We start from the raw sequence: 19,689 nt of genomic DNA on the forward strand, positions 1-19,689 counted from the left end.
GAAATATATTCAAATTGTTGACATAACAGATAAATATATTAACACTTGTTGATTTTGTAACAATTCTTAAATACATATACTCACTAATGCTATCCATAAATCATAATGAAGCATTACATCAAAAAAAAATCGCAACTCTCCATATTTAATGGGTGTTACGATTTTTATGTACAAATAATTTTTATAAATTTTGCGTTAACCTAATCATATCCATACATTGAATACCATTTTCATATATTTCTTCATTGTAATTTCGTAAGAAAAAATCCTTATCCACACTGGTTATTCTAAAACCACATTTTTGATAAAGGCCTAATTGCATTAAACTAGAATTTCCCGTGCCTATTTCTATAGTTTTATATTCTTCTTTTTTAGCATAGTCTATAGCAAATCCAAGTAAATATTTCCCATATCCTTTTCCTTGCTCTTTTTCGGAAACTGCTATATTTATAATCTCAATTGTTTCAGGGCAAGTAGGAATTAAAATCATAATACCTACAGTAACCGTATCTTTTTTTAAAACAAAGCATTCTCCCTTTTTTAGGTATCCATTAACTACTTCTATTGAAGGGTCAGCTAGTAATAACAACTCCATTTCTTCCATGTTAACATTTATACTTTTTTCAATACTAATTCCATCCCAATTATTTAGTTCCATCTCTAACATCCTCCCAATTAATATTTTCAATTAATATCTTAATTGAATTCATTCTCACAAAACAATATTAATAACAATTTTAATATTTAGTAGGTAGTTACTATTCTTTATTAGAAAAAAACACATACAAATTGTATGTGTTTTTTCTAAGAGAGATTTTTAGCTCATGTTACATCTTCTCTAATATTTCTTGTCTTTCACACCATTTCGTTAGCTTTTCTAATGCCTTTTTAGATAAACGTTTTGTTTTATAATTACAAAACCTAGATAATGTAGACGGAGAAATACTAATTTCATCTGCTATTTCACGTATGCTTACTTTTTTTTCATTGTGTACTTTCAGTATTTGGTCACGGATTTTTTTCTCTATTTGTTCAACTGATTCCACAGTCTTCTTTATTTCTTTAACAACTGTTACTTCAGGTAATTGTTCCTGAGGTTCTTCTATACTCTTCTTTCCAATTACCCTATCCATTGATTGCAGCATTTCCTCAGGCGGTAAAATCGTTATTCCTAAATTAGCGTAATAGTTTTTAAACCAATTACGTTTCCCAATTTGTTGTTCATCAAGTGGATCACTATACTCCCAATGAGAGATTACTTTTTCATTTTCTAAATCCATTAGAACATTTTCCAACTGTTCTCTAATGCGATTCGGCTTCCAATCTTTTGGGATATCCATTACTGCTAGCAGTCCTTTGTCCCCACCTATAGAATATGGCTTTTTCAATGATGAATACATTTGTCTAATTCTCCATTGCCATGTTAAGTATCGAATTAACCTTTTATGATATTTGTGCCTATAACTATTGTATTCAAGTGCTTTTTTAGATAATAACGCTGTTGTATTATTTGATCCGTATAAGTAATTGGTTAAAAAGCTCCCTGGCTTAATACGACAAGATTCAATGCCCATGTATTCATTAGTAACACTATGTCTCCACAATACAACTGAATCTAATACAAATAACCTTTTGATTACTTCACGTTTTAATTCTAAACGTTCTCCATCATCATCACGGTCATTTAATACTACTACCTCATTATCATCATTTAAATAGATAAAAATGCTTGCTAAAGCCGCAATTCTCTTTGCTATTTTAATTTTATCTTCTGCTCTATAGTATTCTTTATTTTTGACTACTGTTTTTGGGATGTTGCACATCTCTAAAACTTGCTCATAAGAAAAATCAATGAATTCGTCTGGAGATTTTGCTTCGTTTATCCATTGTATTGTAATTGCATCTAAACAATCTGCTGTTAAATCATCCATATTACTCATTACATCATCGACAAGGGTATTCCACCGAGCAGCTTCTTCTATATTTGTAAGTCTTAAATCTTCATCTTTGTGTGAAGAAAGCTGAGCTACACCATTAGAAGATTTAGTTTCAATAGGATATTGTAAAACCTTACTTAACTCATCTTCTTCAAATTGATTTTTTGCAATCCCATCTCTTAGCTTATAATAAACAGCAGAGTTATTTACCTCATAATAATCCTCATGGTTTACTATGCTTGTCTTATTTATATTTTGATCATTTTCTACTACTATGGAACTTGAAAGTGCTATATCTTGAAATTCTTTTTCTATAAATCCTTCAATTTCTTTATATATTTCTTCCTTATAGGAATCAATTTTCGCATAGATTTGTACTAATGTAATACCGGATTCTTGCTTTTTTTCTAACCAAGACACTAATGCAGTAAATGATGGAGATGCATGAGATGAGGTTAATACTTTATTATTATTGTTTTCAACATCTTTAAAGTATGCATTCCACTTATTCCATACTAGCTCATTTGTTTTATAAATTGGCTCAGAGATTAACAATGCATCTCGAAACATTTGTAATAAATTATCCACTTTATATTCCTCCCTAAACCATGGATCATAACAAAGTAGTTTTCATCATAAAATTCCTTACTACTATTATATTTAATTTATTGTAACAGATATTTACAAGATTTTGCGTCTTTCTTCCCCTAACTCGTCATCTTGCAACATATTTTCTCTTTCCCTTCCTATTTCTTCTCTACTTGCATTCCTTTTGCACTTTGCTTTCCCTTAGTCCTTAATTTGCAACATGGTTGCCCTTTCTCTTCCTATTTCTTCTCTACTTGCATTCCTTTTGCGCTTTGCTTTCCCTTAGTACTCAATTTGCAACATGGTTGCTCTTTCTCTTCCTATTTCTTCTCTACTTGCATTCCTTTTGCGCTTTGCTTTCCCTTAGTCCTTAATTTGCAACATGGTTGCTCTTTCTCTTCCTATTTCTTCTCTACTTGCATTCCTTTTGCGCTTTGCTTTCCCTTAGTCCTTAATTTGCAACATGGTTGCCTTTTCTCTTCCCTATTTCTTCTCTACTTGCATTCCTTTTGCGCTTTGCTTTCCCTTAGTACTCAATTTGCAACATGGTTGCTCTTTCTCTTCCTATTTCTTCTCTACTTGCATTCTTTTTGCGCTTTGCTTTCCCTTAGTCCTTAATTTGCAACATGGTTGCCTTTTCTCTTCCCTATTTCTTCTTTACTTGCATTTCTTTTGCGCTTTGCTTTCCTTAACTCATCAACTTGCAACACGTTTGCAGTATCCTTTCCCTATTTCTTTCAACTTGCAACAGTATAATTTATTTTTCAACCTAGTAATTTTAAAATTTTTAAGCTATTTTTCTTATATTTTGAGTAAGTTACATACATAAAATGCAACATGTTTGCGGTATCCTTTCCCTAACTTTCCTACCACTTTTTATCTAATCCTTTATATACCAAGGGTTTAAGTACTTTTTCACTTACTTATATACATATCATCCAACTTGCAACACGTTTGCGGTATTCATACCCTTATTTTTCACCCAAGATGCAACACTGTTTGCGGTATCCTTTCCCTATTTTCAATCTACAAGTGCAAAAAAACCTTTTATATCAAGGATAATCATTGCAATTCATTATTAATGATCCTGCTAATCAACTTGCAACACGTTTGCGGTATCCTTTCCCTAACTTCCCTACCATTTTCAATCTAATCCTTTATATACCAAGGGTTTAAGTACTTTTTCACTTACTTATATACATATCATCCAACTTGCAACACGTTTGCGGTATCCTTAACACAAAAAAAATTCATAAAATTCTCTTACCCCTTGATACAAATAGGTTCGTGAGCTGTTGCAAGTTGCTATTTTTCTTCTTAAAGGAGCACGTTTCAACATTTTTCATTTTGCTATAATCAAAATTGGTATATTTTATAGTATTTTGGCATATATTTCTGAATTTGTAGAATGGAGGTGAAAAAGATGGGGAAATCATTTGTGATACGTAATCAACGTAGCTTACATGGGAAAACAACCAATGCCGTGTTAGTGACACTAAAGTCCTGGCAAAAGCTTGTTGAGGCATTTGAAGAGAAGTATTACAGCTATAAAGATACATATTTAGAAGATATCCTGCAGCACATGTCATACGAAGAACGTATTGCTGACGAAGAAGGCTTTGTCGAAAAAGCCAAACCATCTTTTTCACGTCGCGCAATGTCTGCAATTGCAGAAAAAACGGGAAGAAAACATAAATTATACGGCATTACAAATGCTGATCTCGAAGTTTTCTTATACCTACATAAGAAATGCTTTACTAATGGTGTCATTCCAAATGTAACAATACATATGATGTGGGAAGATTACAAGCAATACAAAGAAGAATTTGCTTATATCCAACACTCTCAATTCTATATTGCATTAAAGAAATTAAGCTTACATAACATTATCTCCATTGAAAACGGAGTAGATGGCCGATATACAATCAAGCTGACTCATTTTATGAATGAGGAAACAGAAAAAGCAAATCCATACGTATATATTAGCCCTGTTGTATTTACAAAGGCTTTCTTTAAGCTATCTGTAGCGGCTAAGAAACTATTCTTAGACATCGCCATGCAACAACATACAGAAACAACATTAAAGCGTTCATTGGACAAGCAGGACGAAAGAGGCAACAAAACTCACTTCGGTGGGATGTATCGTTTCTTACATAAAAAATATCCGCATCAAATCCGTGCCGTTATCGACGAATTAACAACGGTATTACCATGTACGGGGAATCCCCTATTCAAAATTTGCAAAATGCAAAAAGGGGTAAAACATACAAAACGATATACAACTTTATATTTATCTATCCATTCGGACTTCTTATGCTCGAAAGAAGCTGGAGAAGAACAATACAGGGATCCATTTACACCAAAAGCTACCTATGCTCGTAAGGCGAAATTTATCGAAGCAGTTCTACAAGAGATGAATATTGGTGAACTGTCTGCAGACATGAATAAATTCATTCATGTATTAAAGCAGACTTGTCATCGTCAAATCCGTAGTGTAATTCGCGGACTTCGTGACATGATTGATAGAAAAGAAGGATATCCAACAAAAATTGTATATACATTGAAAAAACTATTACATCAAACATCTCAATATCAAATCCTTGATGCTGCAGCGAAAGAAGGTATCTACCCTCTTATTGCGCAGCATATACCAAAAGAGAGAAATAGTGACCGTGAGCAGGCTGTCTTTAATTTCGGTCTTCATTATTCTATGTACTCTCTTCATAATATTAAGAAGATGTTTAAAAATGTGCATGCACTACTAAAGCAGAAGTTTGCGGTGCCTGTGACGGAAGAATCTTATCACCGAAATTATTTAAAATACCAGGAAGAAACGTTATTTAGAAAATATGCATATGATCAGGGTGTGAATCTCCATGCATATATCGCTTTAGAAATTGAAATGCGTGAAAAATTAAAAGCACGCGGCCATAAAGAACGCATAATTCCAAGTGATGTACGTGAGTGGTTTATTGAAGAAATTGATAAGTTACCGCAAGAGCAGCTGCGCGTAATTGAGCTACCAAAGCAGTTTAATTTACTAGAATTTATGCGTACCTTCGAACGTTTAGTACGTGCTGGTGTAACAATAACAGCTCCAGATCAGGTGCTAACCGCAATGGAAATAAAATAAAATAATAGCAACTAGCTCTCTATTTTTGAAAAAAAACAAAAGTGGAGGGCTATTCGTGTTTGTTAGAGTAGTAATCCCCTCCTACTACTCTATTTATAAATATCAAATCGAAAGAACTTCATGAGAAATGGAGTCTTTTTTTATGCACTTCTATACAAATTCGACTCTATTAATGCATAACTCTCCACAAAATACTACGGAGTATTCTTCAAATGTATTAAAATCTCCCTCATAATACCTACAAAAAATCAAAAGGAAAATTATAAAAATAGTGGATATGAGGACAAATATGATCCAATGTGGATATAATCTTTCTGAAATCATTGTAATGACTAATGTTGTTGTATTTATCTAATAAAAATCATCAATAATAATGTGAGTTATGTGTAAATACTGAGTAATGTTAACAAATAGAAGCCTAATCTGAATGAAATGTGGATAATTAAACGATTAGCACTAACTCAGTTAACAAAATAAGTAAAATAACTTTTGTTTATAGGAATGAATATATATAACGTAATTGGTATCAAATTCTTTACGATTTCATGTAGAAATATAGTATTTTCTTTCTGCTTTTTTGTAGAATAAAAAGTTTAATAATCCTTGAATCTACGGATACTTTTTCTGTAATTTATGATTTTTTCTGTTCCTATATCAAATTCCCCCTTGTGGGAGTAAGTCTATCCTCCATTTTGAATAACCTATAAAAGTTTTATCTTTATTTCTTTTTAATATATAAGATATATATTTATAATAGATTATTAATGCAGCTAATATGCTTGTTAATAATATGTCCGACCTAATTGAAAATATTTGTAAATTACGTTATAATAATGGTAATTAAACAGATCATTACCCTCATACAAAAGGACCAACCTACGTATCCCTACCAGGACTAGGTTTGTCCTTTTTTCATTTTAATAAACAATTTATATTGGAGGATTAAGTATGGCTGTACTAAAAGATACGACTTACATTGAAATGAACACCTATAACGAGATTGGATTTTTAAAGGAATTCTTTGGGGATTAATTTTTGTAACGCCTTTTTGGAGTATTATGATCGCCCTATTTATTTGGCTATATAAATAATAATTAACATATGTAAAAAGCAAAGGGTTGTTTGTCCGTTTGCTTTTTACATATGCCAGCAACCGTGCGTAGCAAAGGGCGGTAGCAGGTCTTTCACTTATTTTCTGTTATAATATATCCAAAGAAATTAGGTGATTATATTGAACGAGACAATTAGCTTAGAGGAAACTTTAGAAGCTTTCTCTACATATTTAAGTGAAAAAAGTCGAAAGCATTCTACAATCCAACGCTATACATACGATATTAAAGATTTTTATAGATGGTTAAATGAAAATGAGTTGCTTTTACATATCAAATCATGGAATGAAATATCTGTAGATGCTTATCAAGCTTATTTCTCAGTGTTAGAAAACAAACGAGAATATTCTCTTAAAACAAGGCACAGGATCTGGGTGGTTTTAAAAAAATTACACATGTTTTTAGGTATAGTTAGTCCATTAGATGATATTCATCTCTCTTTAATTCCGGATCAATCACTAAATGACAATGATTTTATAACCGAATCGGAAGAAGCACTTTTAAAACAAACCGTTCTATCAACTAAGGGATTAACAGAGAGACAAGCTAAATACCGTCCTCTAATCATGGATAGAAACGCTTGTATAATTAATTTAATAGTAAACTATGGTTTGTCTTTACAAGAGCTTGTATCGCTTAATATGAACCATATACAGTTTGCTAGGAACACTTTAATTGTTCCAGGAGAAAACGGAGTTACTAGATCCATCTTCTTAACATCCGAAGATACACAACAGCTTTACAAATATTATTTGACTATCCCTGAACCTGTAAGACCTCGACAGCACACAGATAATCCCCTATTTGTGGCATTTGATTTTAATCGAGGTACTTATCGATGGGTTTACGAAAATGATGCACCAAAGGCTTTGTCTGAGGTTGCTATACAAAAGATGATCCGACTTGAGGTGAAACGAGCAGAATTAGATAGGCGTATTTCTGCACAACAGATGAGAAACACATTTATTCTTCGCCTTATTAAGCAAGGACTTTCTGAAAGTGAATTAATTGCTAGAATTGGTTTTAAGACTAAAATATCGTTGAAAAGATATTATCAATATTTGAATTTATAAGTCATATAAAGGAATTTGATATAAAATATTTATATCAAATAATCGTGTTGAGGGGTTTATTGGTGATATTTCACTTTGATTCATATCTTAATTGGCTCTATTGGATTTATTATTAAACAATAAACTCCCTCTGCTTTAAATCATAATAGAGGGGGGGTAATTATTTCGTATACAGGTATATTAATTATGCATTTTGTAAATTGTAACAGTATTCTTGGTTATCGTTTCTTTATAATGACATAGTGTTTTTTGGTGTACAACTGTTTTAAAGTTTAGTTTTAGAAATCTCCATCTACTAACTCCTAAGTCTTTAAGCCGTATTGTTAAATCATTCATTTGAGTTGCTTTCCCCTCTATACAATCGTCAAATCTCCATTTGCTTTGCTGTTTTTTTGTCAGTTTACTTTTCGTCCTCTATTTTTAAAGCTATTTCTTTAATTAGATTTTTATTGCTCTTCATTAATTCCTCGAAGTACTTTTCTTTATTTTCTTCTATGTACTTCATAAGTTCCTTAAATTCCATTATAATCTCCTCTTCGCTTTTACTTTTAAGTATTACTCTAATTCAAAGACAGATAACATCTCAATTTGTAGAAATGATTTTAGAACATCCCAAACTCCCTCGGATTCATGTAGTGGTACCTAAAGAACATTTTTATACGTATTAAATCCAATCTCATTATATTAAGAATTACCTTAGTGAAGGAACTTCTTCAGGAAATGTCATATCTTTTTATTAAGTTTTTGCTGATTTTGTAATTCATCCCCACCTACGTTGCGCTTAGAGGAAGGAGAATTCTAGTTGGAATTCGTTAAAAATGAATATATCTTGGTACTAAAAAAACTCCCGAGTTCAATTAATTTGGTTCAAGATGTTTTTTAATGCATTTTTTACAGTGACATCTATTTATAACAAAAAGATTTCGGGCTTTTCGTTCATTGACATTATGACAAATAAATCTTCTTCACCATTAATATCATGTATAGTAAACCACGTTAATTATCGCAATTACTATATGTAAATATTAACATAAAAAAGAAATAATTTGCAGACTTATAAAGCGTTTTCGCGAATGATATCTTTATATTTGGATTAAATAGTATTAATTACAATACATACCTTGAAAACATGTAGAAAAGAGGTGAATAAGGTTAAAAAGATTTTAATTATTATACTAACAGTACTAGTTTTGTGTAGTTCACTTTTTTATTTTGTTTTTTATAGTGAGTCTACGTTATCAAAAACAAAATCTAACATTCCCTACAAAAAAGAAGAACAATCTGTAACTTGGGGAAGAAAGGCTGTAATAGAAGATAGATTTACTGGTATTCAAAATAAAATCAAGGTTGCTATTTTGGATAATGGTATATATAAAGAACATGAAGATTTAAAAGGTAAAGTTGTAAAAGAATTCAATACTATTAATTTAAATAATCCTATTATTGATGAAACTGGCCATGGAACTGCTATTGCTGGAATCATAGCTGCTGAAAATAATAATTTAGGAATTTTAGGTGTAATGCCAAACATTCAACTCTATGACGTCAAAGTCCTTGATAAGCAAGGTAAAGGCGATGTTGACCATCTTATTAAAGGTATACGCTGGTGTATAGAACAACGAGTTAATATATTAAACATTAGCTTTGGGTTACAATCTGAAAGTCCTGAATTAAAAAAAGCAATAGATGAAGCAGTAGATTCTGGAATTATTGTAGTAGCTGCTGCCGGTAATACTTATGGATTGGGTGTAGACTATCCCGCTAAGTATGAAAATGTTATATCTATATCATCAGTAAATAAAGAATTTAAACGTGCTAGCTCATCTGCCAAAGGAAAAATAGATTTTGCAGCTCCTGGAGTTGATATATTGTCAACTAATCAAGATGGAGGGTATTCCACATATAGTGGAACATCGTTTGCAACTGCATTTGCAACTGGTGTTATAGCTGCATTATTAGCTGAGGGCGATAATACGCTTAACTTGGACCAAATTAAAAAAATTTTAATTGAGCGTTCAATAGATCTAGGAAGTACGGGTTATGATAATGAATTTGGCTATGGTTTAATACAAAAATGACTAGGAGTGACTAAAGATGCAAAAATTATTAATAAAAATAATGATATTGACTTTATTTATTACTTTAATTCCTAATTTAGGGATTGTTGTTCATGAAGCTAATGCTGCAACACAAGAAACAGACCTAATTGATCAAAATGTAGAACAACAAGTTGATAGTAGCGTTTCAGAAGGATTGAACGTTGAGGTTGTTACAGATAATAGTGCAGAAATTATAGTAGAAAGTGCAGTAAATGCTGAAGATTTTACCGCATCAACGGATGTTTCTTTAGATAAAGAAACAGGTGATATTCAGGTTAATGGAAACTTTATTGATGAAAATGGAGAAGAAATAAAAGTAAATTTTGATGTTGAAGTCATTGAATCAAATGAAGAAGTATTCATCGCCAACTTTAGAAATCAAAAAACTGGTAAAATATATGAGTATGATACAACAAAACTTCAAGCTTCTGTAATACCAGCCGTTCCAGTGGTATTAGCTTTAGTAGCCAGAGCAGGTATCCAAGCTGCTATAAAAAAATGGGGAAAAACTGCTTTAAGACAAGTTTCTAAGCAACTAACAAAATCAAATAGTCCAGTGTGGAAAGGTCTATCACCACATAAAGGAAAAACAAAAACTAGTGGTAAAGGTTCAAAAAAGAAATACTATGAATGGGATCATACTCATAACGACATTGAGGTTTATGATAGTAAAGGTAAGCATCTAGGAAGTATGGATCCACTTACTGGTGACATGATAAAAGGTCCTGTTAAAGGTAGATCTATAAAAATATAATAGTTTGAACAGAGGTGTATTATTTCTTGAAAAAAATTAGAGGTTGGAAAAGAAGAGTAAGAAAGCTGAATGAATGGAAAGTAGAGAATAGTCAATTTGATAATAAATTTTTAGAGGTTAACCATTTTGATTATGTAAAAACTTTTAATTATCTAGATACACAGGATTTACCAATTTGGTATAAAAAGAAAGTGATTTGTGCATTAGTTGAAGTTTTTCAAAGTTGGAAGTCGGCCGCCGAATCTAAGTTTGATCACTTTTATTTAAGATTACAGATAAATGAAAATGATTTATTAGATTCTCAGCTAATTATAGCTTTAGATGAACAAATAGTAGAGTATAAAAATAAATTCGTCGAATATCAAACTCAATTGGAAAAGCCGTTATTTTTAAATAACATTGCTTTCAACTGGCAGGCATATCATTTAGTTTCTATTTGGCTAGAAGATGAAATAAATACTCTATCTGCAACAGAAAAAGAATTATTATTAAATAATTTACTAGAGGTCCGAAAGGTTACCTCCTACGAAGATGAAACTTCTAATGAATATTTAATTAAGGACAGTGTCATTTGGGTATCTGATTACGAGAATATTAAATAGAATAAGTATAAAAAGTAAATAACTTCTAGAACATGGGTTTAGTACAGTACTAAACTCATGTTTTTGAGTCTAGTTAAATTTATATTACACGTTTGAAACATTGCATTGCCACTTTATTACTTGGTGATTCCTCTTTAATTTCTTAATAAATATTCATAGTTATATTGTTATCCCCATAGCAAAGTATCATTTCATATTGCCATGGAGCATTCCTCCTTTTTTATTAGATAGAAAAAGAGAGTCCCTATCTAATAGGCACTCTCTTTTATGTATATCCTCTATTTTTAATCAACTGTGATTTCATGTATATTCAACTTGTTTAACTTTTCCATATAAAAACTCATTACTTTTTGAGCATGTTGTATAGCGATTAATCCATCTTGAACAGTAAGTGCTTCAAAATACGGATAACGAATGTCTGTAGCATAACCATTTAGCTGCACGCACTGTTCTAAAATCAATGAGAATTCCTCATCTAATTTCCGACACGATTTGTGCAGCATTAAAAGGTTATGAGTTTTTGGAACTGTCTTACCGTTTAGTGCAAGAAATCCTTTTAGAAGTTTTTCCACGCATTGTTGACTATGATAACAAATAATTGCAGTAGGGAAAGGCTTCATGTGAGTTAAGTAACCAGCAGAATCTAAATCAGATTTTGCAATAAATACCCACTCTTTTAGATCCTCAGTATTTCTCATATAGGACCTTCCCTTCTAGTGCAATCTTATGTTCCATAGTAACGGTACGGCTAGCGCGTTCTTGAAACTCTTCTGGTCCATACACTAAAATATCAACTGGTGTTTCCATAGCATCATAAATACCCCAATTGATACGATTAATGACTTCTCTTTTTCTTTCCCCGACACCTTCCACAACAATACAGAGATCAAAATCACTGTCTTCATTTGGTGTGCCATATGCATGAGAGCCAAAAAGGATAATTTTTTGGACAGAAGATACAGTTTCACGAATCTTTTGCACCAATAGGTCCAATTCCCTTTGTACTTCTTCGTTAATCCGAATCACTCCTCGGATAAAGTAATTATATTGACGTTTAAGTATATTATACATACGTTTCCCTTCTCCTTGCTATTACATATTTATTTTTATATTTTTCTCTTGTTTCCCAACGTTCTGCAATGCTTGATAACATTCGTATATCTGCTTGAAATCTTGTGAAAATCCATCGTCAGAGATACTATGAAATCCTTGAAAGTTCTTTCTACACCAATATAAGATGCTAGATTCATCCTTCGCTAAAAAAGAATCCGGATTGAAATGAATCAAAGCCTCTGCTAAACAAGCCAGAAGCAATGGTATCATTTCGGAATCTTGCTTTGATAAATCCAGTACAGATACAACGGTATACTGTTTATATTGGTAGTATTGTAGAACACCATTACACATGTTTGTTGGTGTTAAACTGTGTTGCAATTGAGTGGAATCTAATTGATACACTCTCATCTTGTCCCCTCCTATATCATTACCCCTCAATTGGTGCAGCTTTCATAAAAGCCTTTTGAGCCTGGAAAATGATATAGTGATTCGATACGGTACCTTCATCAAAGAGTTCGTTAACGAATTGAGCAACAGTCATGGCAGCGAACTTATTGGTAATAACGCGCTGTGGTTCTGAAGCAGCTAATTCGGAACAACTTAATTGACTTGGAGCCGTTTCTTTTTTCGTAAAAGCATCCGGAAATAAATCACCAAGCGGTGAAAGAATGACTTCGCCATTCAATTTAACTCCACATACTGCTTGTCCGTTATAACCACTGTTTTTATAATCAGCTATTTGTTGAGGTGTCCAATGTCTTTTATTTACTTCTCTCCAATTATCAGGAACGGTTACAGCTGTATTCCCTACATCGATGTAAAGAAGATTATCCGATTGATGGAAGAATTGATGAAAGACTTCACGAGAAAACATATTATCTACTGCCCCAATTACAATTGGCAGATACAAGTAGTCGTCTTTATGTTGTTTTTTTAATAAATCATATTTATTACAAAACAACTGCTGCATTGTTTCTATGTCTTCTATGTACTGTGACGTAAAGGAAGAGATAGGAACGTTATAGCCAACTTTATATCGACGAGCCAGTACTTCTGCTTTGTATTTACCAACATCAGGTCGAATAAAGAGTTGATTTCCAAGTTTTTTTTCTTCAACCGTGTCTGGATCTGCAACTACAATTTCGCCATCCAATTGAAAAATACTCATCATTTGAGCAATATGTTGTAAAATTAATCCTCCGTTTCCTCCAGCACCTACTAATACAATATGTGGTACAATCTTCTTTCCTTCTGCAATATCAATAACAATACTCATTTTTATAGCCCCCTATTTTTCTTTTGATAGTGTATTCTCTAAATTTCGTAGAAATGGAATCGATAAATTTGTAAGCCTATGCACGGTATACAAGTCAAATGAATGCATCACTAGTATCGATGCAGCATAAATGACTCCTTCCTCTTGCACAATGCCTACAACATATTGAAGTAAATTTAACTGCACAACAAGCGTATCTACATATTCTTGATGTATGTCTAAATCAATATGAGTATTCTTCCTCTGTCCTTCTAATGCTTCATATATGTGATTCATCTCTAACTTGCACATAAATTGAAATAGCTTATAGTCATCATGCGATTCCTCTATTGCTTGTTTATTCTTTGTAAGAACTAACATGTAGTGCTTTATCTTTGTAAACATTGAAACGCGAATTGTTTTTAATGTTGTCATAATAAAGAAAGAGACATAAAAATATGTCTCTTTTACGCCCCCCTTGTGTATTTATTTTAAAAGTGTGATCCTACTTAAATCGTAATCTTGGCTTATCCCTTTCGTTGCATATTCTCCTGCAAATATAAAGTTAGGATTAATAGAATGAAATTCCCCATTTATACAAGTGCGTACACGTAGTTCAGGGAAAACATCCTCTATTCTGCCAACAATTGCATAAAGAATAGGAGCCCGTTCACTTTGATCATCTAAATCACTTGGTTCAGCAGAGAAACGATGATGACTGTGTATCTCCATAACTTTCATAGCGATAGACTGCATCTCTATATTCGTTTCTGGGATTACAATTTCAGTTGCTACCTGCTGGCGTGGAAAGTCCATAAAATAACCACGCTCCTTATTGAAATAGATATCAGCATGTAATTCGCAATCACGTTTACGAGAAATGGCCTGTGCAATAATGATAAAGTCCATTAATAAGATCCTCGGAATAAAATCCCCAGGTAAAAAGTGATCCCGCCAAATACTAAGAAAAGAAAAAGGACAATCTGAAATAGATTGTCCCTCTACAGTACTTGCTCCTTTTGCGCCGACAGTTAAAATCGGAAGTAGTGCATTTGTATCCTCATCATATTTAATGACAGTTAAGCCTTTAACAAATGAGGGATAACGATGCTCTAATTTTACGCGGATGTCCTCTGCTTCTATTTTTCTTACATCTGTTGAATCTCCATTTTGAACAGCGATTCCATGTGCAATTTCTTCTTCTGTAAACCAATCTACTAACGGTATATCTCCGAATACTACGTGACGAACAACCGTTGTTGTATTGATTTTATCTAGACAATCTGTAGATTTTGTAGCCTTAGCTTTCTTACTACTCTTTGTCTTACCTTTTGCTTTTTCCTTTTTTTCTTCCTTTTTAGCAGTGGCTTGCTCTGAAGCAGCTTTTTTCACTGGTACTGTTGTTTCCTCTACTTGTGTTTCCATATCAAAAAAATCGAATAAGTTTGTCATAATAAAAAATCCTCCTAGTATCTTTGCTTATATATAGTCCTGCTATTTTAGAAATTCGATGTACCTAATTACTATCTGCCAGTAACTTATTTTCCATTAAAGTTAATGGCCAAAGTGGTAAATCATTGACTCTTTTGCCATCTGAATTTTGTGTAATACCCTTCTCGTTTAAAAACTTAATAATTCGTTGTCTTTCTCTCTCAATTCTCATTCGTGTTTCATAATCTAAATACACTGTATTTCCTCCTAAGCATGTTGGATCCAATGTTTCTAACCTAAACTCCAACAAAATTATTATTCTTAATAAAAATTCCCCTACTTCTAATAAACAATCACTCTAAAGAGCGTGTATTAAAAAGTCATTTCCGATTCCATTAAAATAGAATCATCAAAACTTTGGTTTTCAAATCGTTTAAATAGCTCTCCAACTGGTTCCGTATGAGTATGTGTAAGGTCGTGATTAAAAGAACTTGCAAAGAATAAAACATGAAATGTTTCTAAATCTTTTAAAGTCCGGAATTCAGGTATCACAACTCTACCCGTACATACAGATCCACTAGGATGAACATTAGAATATGGAAATTGATATAATTTCATTCCTTCTTCTAACTCCATATCTTCTTTTACAGCAAAGACAGAGATATTCGTAACTCGTTTTTGGTACACCGTATAACGAAATAATAGACGTGGAAAGCCTACTTGTTGAAACGGTCGTTCAAAAAAATGAATATCCCACTGAGCCTTTGGTACTTCAATCCAAACAGCTTGTTTATCTCCACTCTTAGATAACACCTCGTGTTTTATACAACCTTTTGGGAGTACGCCACTAGAGTAATGAGTATTATCTTGTGTACCCTGCTCCATAACTTCTTTTAAAGCTAAATAAAAGTCCTTAAAAGTAACGGCAGTTTCTCCACGTGATAATTCGTTGTTAAATTGCTGAATGGTTACAATTCCTTTTGGCTCTAAAGCATCAAATATTGCTACTGTCTTCATTTGTTATTTCCCCCTGCGTATATTGTTTCCAATAAATCTAGTAACATCTCAAATTTATATGGTCCGTATAATGGTTCGTCGCCATAATAGAGATAAAGAGATTCTTCATCAATTTGGTAAGAATACTTTACTGGATAACAATCTAGTAATTTAGAAATTTTGTCTTTATGCTTCGGTGATATGCCGTCTATTGTTTCAGCTATAACACCCCATGTGTCCTCTGCTGCTTCCTTTATTTCCTTTAATGGTATGTCGAATAGTATAGAGAGCTTTTCATACTCTTCTTTATCAATTGGAAAAGCTTCTAAGCCCATCTCTTCGATCATGTCCGTACCCAGTTCTTTAAATCCTTCTTCATGGTCTAATTCATAGATATTCTCTCGTTCTAAATACGAGGGAGAATACTGTGTTACATCAATCGAAAGCTCATGCATGCTTTTAAAGTAACGTAAGAAATGAAATTGACATGAATAAAATTTAGATAGATTTATGTTTAATAGGTTCATGGAAAGTAAGAAGATGACAATCGTATCTGTTGATTCTATGTCCTCCCACCTTATTGTTTGGTTTTCATCTAGAAAGTCCACACAAGTTTGGATTTTACCAATTGCTCCATGAGAAATTTTGTTAAAATCTATCTCTATATCTTTAGAAAGGCTTTCTAATATATATATTTCCTCTTGATATCTTTGTTGAATTTGCTCCCAATTTACGATGCTATAAGTTTTGTTTAACTTAAGTGATAGTAAGTAGTTTGACATCACTACATTAGATGAATAGCTAAATAATTTCTTCATTTTTAGGCCCTCTGTACTAACTTGCTATATTTTTTGTTAACTGTATCTCTTCAAAGATACGAAGTAACATCTCAATTCGTTTAATTGCTGGAAAATATGTATCATCATCATAGAAAAGGTAAAGTTTTTCCTCTTCAGCTTGGTAAAGCATACGTATATCAAACTGATTCTGGATTGAATGAAAGAAACTTTGATTCTCTATCTTGATATTAGAGAGCATTTCACCAATTGGACTCCATGCATTCTCAATAATGCGGTTTATCTCATCCATGGATATATGAAATAGATCCGAATATTTGATTAGAGTATCTTGATCGTCGCTATCTACCTCTTCGTGATGTAATTTCATATCTTGAATTAAGTCATCACCCCAGCTTTTAAATGACTCCTCACAATCGTATTCTTCGAAATTATCTTGTTCTAAATAAGTTGGGTAATAATCTTTTACCGGAATACCTAATCTATACATACGCATAAATATCTCCATAAGATACAATTGCGATGTATAGAAGCAGGAAAGATCAGTATCTAAAGATTTTTCCGCAATCATGATTATTTCAAGTAAAGTTTTCGAATCAATTAAACCAATTGGGAAATTGGAGTCTTCCTCTAAATAAGAAACAGAAGCCATTACTTGTTGAATGGATCGTTCTGAAATCTTACTGAAGTCTATTTCTCTTGAGTGCTCTAAACAATCTAATATGTAGATTTCTTCTTCATGTTTCTTATCTTCAAGTAATTCATGAAGTAAGTGAGCATTCTTTTGTATTTTTAACGAAAGTACATACTTTCTTACTTTCTGGTGATTGTATGTAAATAATAATTTCATACCTGGTTCCCCTTCGTCTTTTCTCGAATCATTGCTGCAAGACGGATTATAATTTCATAATAAGAAAGTACCCATTCATCAAATGAGTACTGTTCATAACCATCCTCTAGAAATTCAATCAAAATATGACTGGGATACGCTTCACTCTGATAGGTGTTAAACGAAAATTCATGTAACACGAATTGAAAATCAGATTGTGTTATATGTTCCGAGCCTATACATAAATAGTAACCAGCTGTATCGAAGTAACATCCTTCCGCAGCCATAGAACTAATATCTGAAGCAAAATTCGAATACATGTCTTCTGAGCTAAATAACGTCCCATCTAACAGGTCTTCTTCAGTTCCAAAGGCAAAGTGACAAAATATACGTGTTTGCTCGTTAAAACGCGCAAGCGACTCGAATAATAGTTCACTTGTGATATGCAACTTGTCCCTGTGAAAATCATTGATATTGATTAAGAATGGGATGTTATATTTGCGAATTAATTTTTGTATACGTATTATCCGAATGTATACTTTCATCTCATTTCCTTGATTAAATAAATATCTCATCTTCTAGCCCCTGCTTTTCTACATCTTCTAGTTGTTCAGTGAAAAGATGTAAATGTAGCATTTCTTTTAATTCACAATCTGGACCATTTATACGAAATGAATTACCACTATAAAACGTGACATAATGTCGTAGCTGCTCAAATTGCTTTTCAAATTCATCTATATGTTCTAATGGTATGTTTTCTAAATCAGGCATTTCGTTCGCAATAAATCCATTTATAATCGATTCAAAGGATTGACGAAGTTCTTGATTATTAGGAAGGACTTCTTTTGACTGTAAAAAGTCAAAGAAGTCACTGTGATTCATACTCATTTGGATGCCCCCTTACACGCGAACCGGTAGAATTAACTGCAGATTAGAGTGAGTTGTATCCTCTGCTCCCACTACAACGATAGGTCTCTGATTACTAATCATTTTTATCGCGATTGTTTCAGAAGTTATCGTTTGTAGTGCTTGCAGCAGATATTCCACATTACAAGCCAATGTAAATGCTTCTACTTGATTACATGGAATTTCTACACTTGCAGTACCTACTTGAGAATTTTGTGGTTTAAGATGGATGCTTTCTTTTCCTTCTGACGTAAGCACGATTAAGGAAGAAAATGCTGAAAGCTGCTCCAACGTGTTTTTAAATTCTTCACGTGATAGTTGTATTTCACTTTTAAATTCGTCGGGTACCATACGTGCCGTATCAGGATATGTACCAGCTAGTAATCTAGACTGATAGATAATACTTTCACCACGGATCAACAGCTGTGTATCACTAATGAGCTTTAATTGTAAATTTGTTTCACGATTAAAGAGCTTAAGAGCTGTTTTAAGCGACTTAATTGGTAACACGACTTCACCATCTTTTGCGATAGTGATCTTTGTACAATCAAAATGTAAACGGGCTAAACGGTGAGCATCAGTTGCTATACTAAAGAACTTATTATCAACTGATTTTAAGTTCACACCTGTTAGGATCTTACGTGTATCCATTGCAGGAATAGCATGTAATGTTCCGTTGGCCATTGATACAAATTGGTCTTGTGAAAGTAAAATCCAATCTTCCCCTGCTTCAATTTTAATTTCAGGATATTCTTCGTGATCCATGGTACAAAAGCTAAATTGTTTCTTCTTACTTTCTACAATTTTTAGCTCATTGTTTTTATGTTCAAGACCGATGAATTCACTTTTGAATTTCTTAATCGTTTTAAGTACCGGAGCAGCTGCAAAAAGCACCTTCCCCGGTTCAGTACAATCCCCACTGTTTACATTAAAGCGAGTTACTAATGTTACAGTTTCTGTACCGTCTGAACCCATTAGAATCATTCCCTTTGAATTACAATCCAATAAAACACCTTGTAATGCCGGCATTGGGTTTTTAACGTCTACAGTAGCACTAGCTTTCTCTAATTTTTCGATAAATAATGTACGGTTAATAGTAAATTGCATAACAAATCCCTCCAAAA

Annotated in this window: 21 protein-coding genes; 5 read left to right on the forward strand and 16 right to left on the reverse strand. The window is 32.7% G+C overall.

Features of this window, described 5'->3' with window-relative positions; all coding sequences use genetic code 11:
* Positions 1-181 precede the first annotated feature (181 nt).
* Together AU379_RS24090 and AU379_RS24095 are read right to left on the reverse strand one after the other, a co-directional pair.
* Positions 182-658 (reverse strand): GNAT family N-acetyltransferase, encoded by a 477-nt coding sequence (locus tag AU379_RS24090; RefSeq protein WP_078403941.1) that lies wholly within the window; start codon positions 656-658, stop codon positions 182-184.
* Between the two features lie 169 nt (positions 659-827).
* A complete protein-coding gene (locus tag AU379_RS24095) occupies positions 828-2,525 on the reverse strand; it encodes a hypothetical protein (protein WP_061139855.1) in 1,698 nt (565 codons plus the stop codon).
* 1,423 nt (positions 2,526-3,948) lie between these two features.
* Between AU379_RS24095 and AU379_RS24100 the strand changes: the two genes are divergently transcribed.
* On the forward strand, positions 3,949-5,658 hold the full coding sequence (locus AU379_RS24100) for a hypothetical protein (protein ID WP_061139856.1): 1,710 nt from the start codon (positions 3,949-3,951) through the stop codon (positions 5,656-5,658).
* A gap of 1,222 nt (positions 5,659-6,880) precedes the next feature.
* Entirely contained in the window at positions 6,881-7,840 is a 960-nt protein-coding gene (locus AU379_RS24105; RefSeq protein WP_061139857.1) for a site-specific integrase, read from the forward strand.
* Positions 7,841-8,240: 400 nt separating this feature from the next.
* Here AU379_RS24105 and AU379_RS31165 read toward each other — a convergent pair whose 3' ends face one another.
* A complete protein-coding gene (locus AU379_RS31165) occupies positions 8,241-8,363 on the reverse strand; it encodes a hypothetical protein (RefSeq protein ID WP_269769373.1) in 123 nt (40 codons plus the stop codon).
* A 619-nt stretch (positions 8,364-8,982) separates the two neighbouring features.
* On the opposite strand from AU379_RS31165, the gene AU379_RS24110 reads away from it, so the two are divergent.
* From AU379_RS24110 to AU379_RS24120, 3 genes are read left to right on the forward strand one after another with little or no spacing between them, the layout of a single operon-like run.
* A complete protein-coding gene (locus AU379_RS24110) occupies positions 8,983-9,918 on the forward strand; it encodes a S8 family peptidase (protein ID WP_046647649.1) in 936 nt (311 codons plus the stop codon).
* A 16-nt stretch (positions 9,919-9,934) separates the two neighbouring features.
* Complete coding sequence (locus AU379_RS24115; RefSeq protein ID WP_061139858.1) at positions 9,935-10,693, forward strand: SAR2788 family putative toxin; 759 nt, start codon at positions 9,935-9,937, stop codon at positions 10,691-10,693.
* 26 nt (positions 10,694-10,719) lie between these two features.
* Positions 10,720-11,295: a hypothetical protein gene (locus tag AU379_RS24120; RefSeq protein ID WP_061139859.1), complete on the forward strand. Its 576-nt coding sequence runs from the start codon at positions 10,720-10,722 to the stop codon at positions 11,293-11,295.
* Between the two features lie 284 nt (positions 11,296-11,579).
* On the opposite strand, the gene AU379_RS24125 is transcribed toward AU379_RS24120, so the two are convergent.
* From AU379_RS24125 to dnaN, 13 genes are all read right to left on the reverse strand, one after another.
* On the reverse strand, positions 11,580-11,993 hold the full coding sequence (locus AU379_RS24125) for a HEPN domain-containing protein (protein ID WP_061139860.1): 414 nt from the start codon (positions 11,991-11,993) through the stop codon (positions 11,580-11,582).
* Positions 11,980-12,366, reverse strand: coding sequence for a nucleotidyltransferase domain-containing protein (locus AU379_RS24130; protein WP_061139861.1), 387 nt, complete (start codon positions 12,364-12,366; stop codon positions 11,980-11,982). The genes AU379_RS24125 and AU379_RS24130 overlap by 14 nt, the downstream gene beginning before the upstream one ends.
* A gap of 21 nt (positions 12,367-12,387) precedes the next feature.
* A complete protein-coding gene (locus AU379_RS24135; RefSeq protein ID WP_061139862.1) occupies positions 12,388-12,759 on the reverse strand; it encodes a hypothetical protein in 372 nt (123 codons plus the stop codon).
* A gap of 19 nt (positions 12,760-12,778) precedes the next feature.
* The gene (locus tag AU379_RS24140; RefSeq protein ID WP_061139863.1) at positions 12,779-13,627 is read right to left on the reverse strand and encodes a ThiF family adenylyltransferase; all 849 of its coding nucleotides are present in this window, start codon (positions 13,625-13,627) and stop codon (positions 12,779-12,781) included.
* A 12-nt stretch (positions 13,628-13,639) separates the two neighbouring features.
* Positions 13,640-14,041: a hypothetical protein gene (locus AU379_RS24145; protein ID WP_061139864.1), complete on the reverse strand. Its 402-nt coding sequence runs from the start codon at positions 14,039-14,041 to the stop codon at positions 13,640-13,642.
* A 51-nt stretch (positions 14,042-14,092) separates the two neighbouring features.
* A complete protein-coding gene (locus AU379_RS24150) occupies positions 14,093-15,058 on the reverse strand; it encodes a hypothetical protein (RefSeq protein ID WP_061139865.1) in 966 nt (321 codons plus the stop codon).
* 64 nt (positions 15,059-15,122) lie between these two features.
* Positions 15,123-15,293, reverse strand: a complete 171-nt coding sequence (locus AU379_RS30735) for a hypothetical protein (protein ID WP_000280379.1) — start codon at positions 15,291-15,293, stop codon at positions 15,123-15,125.
* Between the two features lie 116 nt (positions 15,294-15,409).
* Entirely contained in the window at positions 15,410-16,054 is a 645-nt protein-coding gene (locus tag AU379_RS24155) for a hypothetical protein (protein WP_000859312.1), read from the reverse strand.
* Positions 16,051-16,851 (reverse strand): hypothetical protein, encoded by an 801-nt coding sequence (locus tag AU379_RS24160; RefSeq protein ID WP_061139866.1) that lies wholly within the window; start codon positions 16,849-16,851, stop codon positions 16,051-16,053. The genes AU379_RS24155 and AU379_RS24160 overlap by 4 nt, the downstream gene beginning before the upstream one ends.
* A 16-nt stretch (positions 16,852-16,867) precedes the next feature.
* The gene (locus AU379_RS24165; RefSeq protein ID WP_061139867.1) at positions 16,868-17,680 is read right to left on the reverse strand and encodes a hypothetical protein; all 813 of its coding nucleotides are present in this window, start codon (positions 17,678-17,680) and stop codon (positions 16,868-16,870) included.
* Positions 17,677-18,234, reverse strand: coding sequence for a hypothetical protein (locus AU379_RS24170; RefSeq protein WP_061139868.1), 558 nt, complete (start codon positions 18,232-18,234; stop codon positions 17,677-17,679). The genes AU379_RS24165 and AU379_RS24170 overlap by 4 nt, the downstream gene beginning before the upstream one ends.
* Complete coding sequence (locus tag AU379_RS24175) at positions 18,218-18,547, reverse strand: hypothetical protein (RefSeq protein ID WP_000062338.1); 330 nt, start codon at positions 18,545-18,547, stop codon at positions 18,218-18,220. Before AU379_RS24175 ends, AU379_RS24170 begins: the two co-directional genes overlap by 17 nt.
* Before the next feature lie 12 nt (positions 18,548-18,559).
* Positions 18,560-19,672 (reverse strand): DNA polymerase III subunit beta, encoded by a 1,113-nt coding sequence (gene dnaN, locus AU379_RS24180; protein ID WP_061139869.1) that lies wholly within the window; start codon positions 19,670-19,672, stop codon positions 18,560-18,562.
* Between the last annotated feature and the right edge of the window lie 17 nt (positions 19,673-19,689).

Source organism: Bacillus sp. JH7, assembly GCF_001563515.1.
In the GTDB taxonomy this organism is placed as follows: Bacteria; Bacillota; Bacilli; order Bacillales; family Bacillaceae_G; genus Bacillus_A; species Bacillus_A cereus.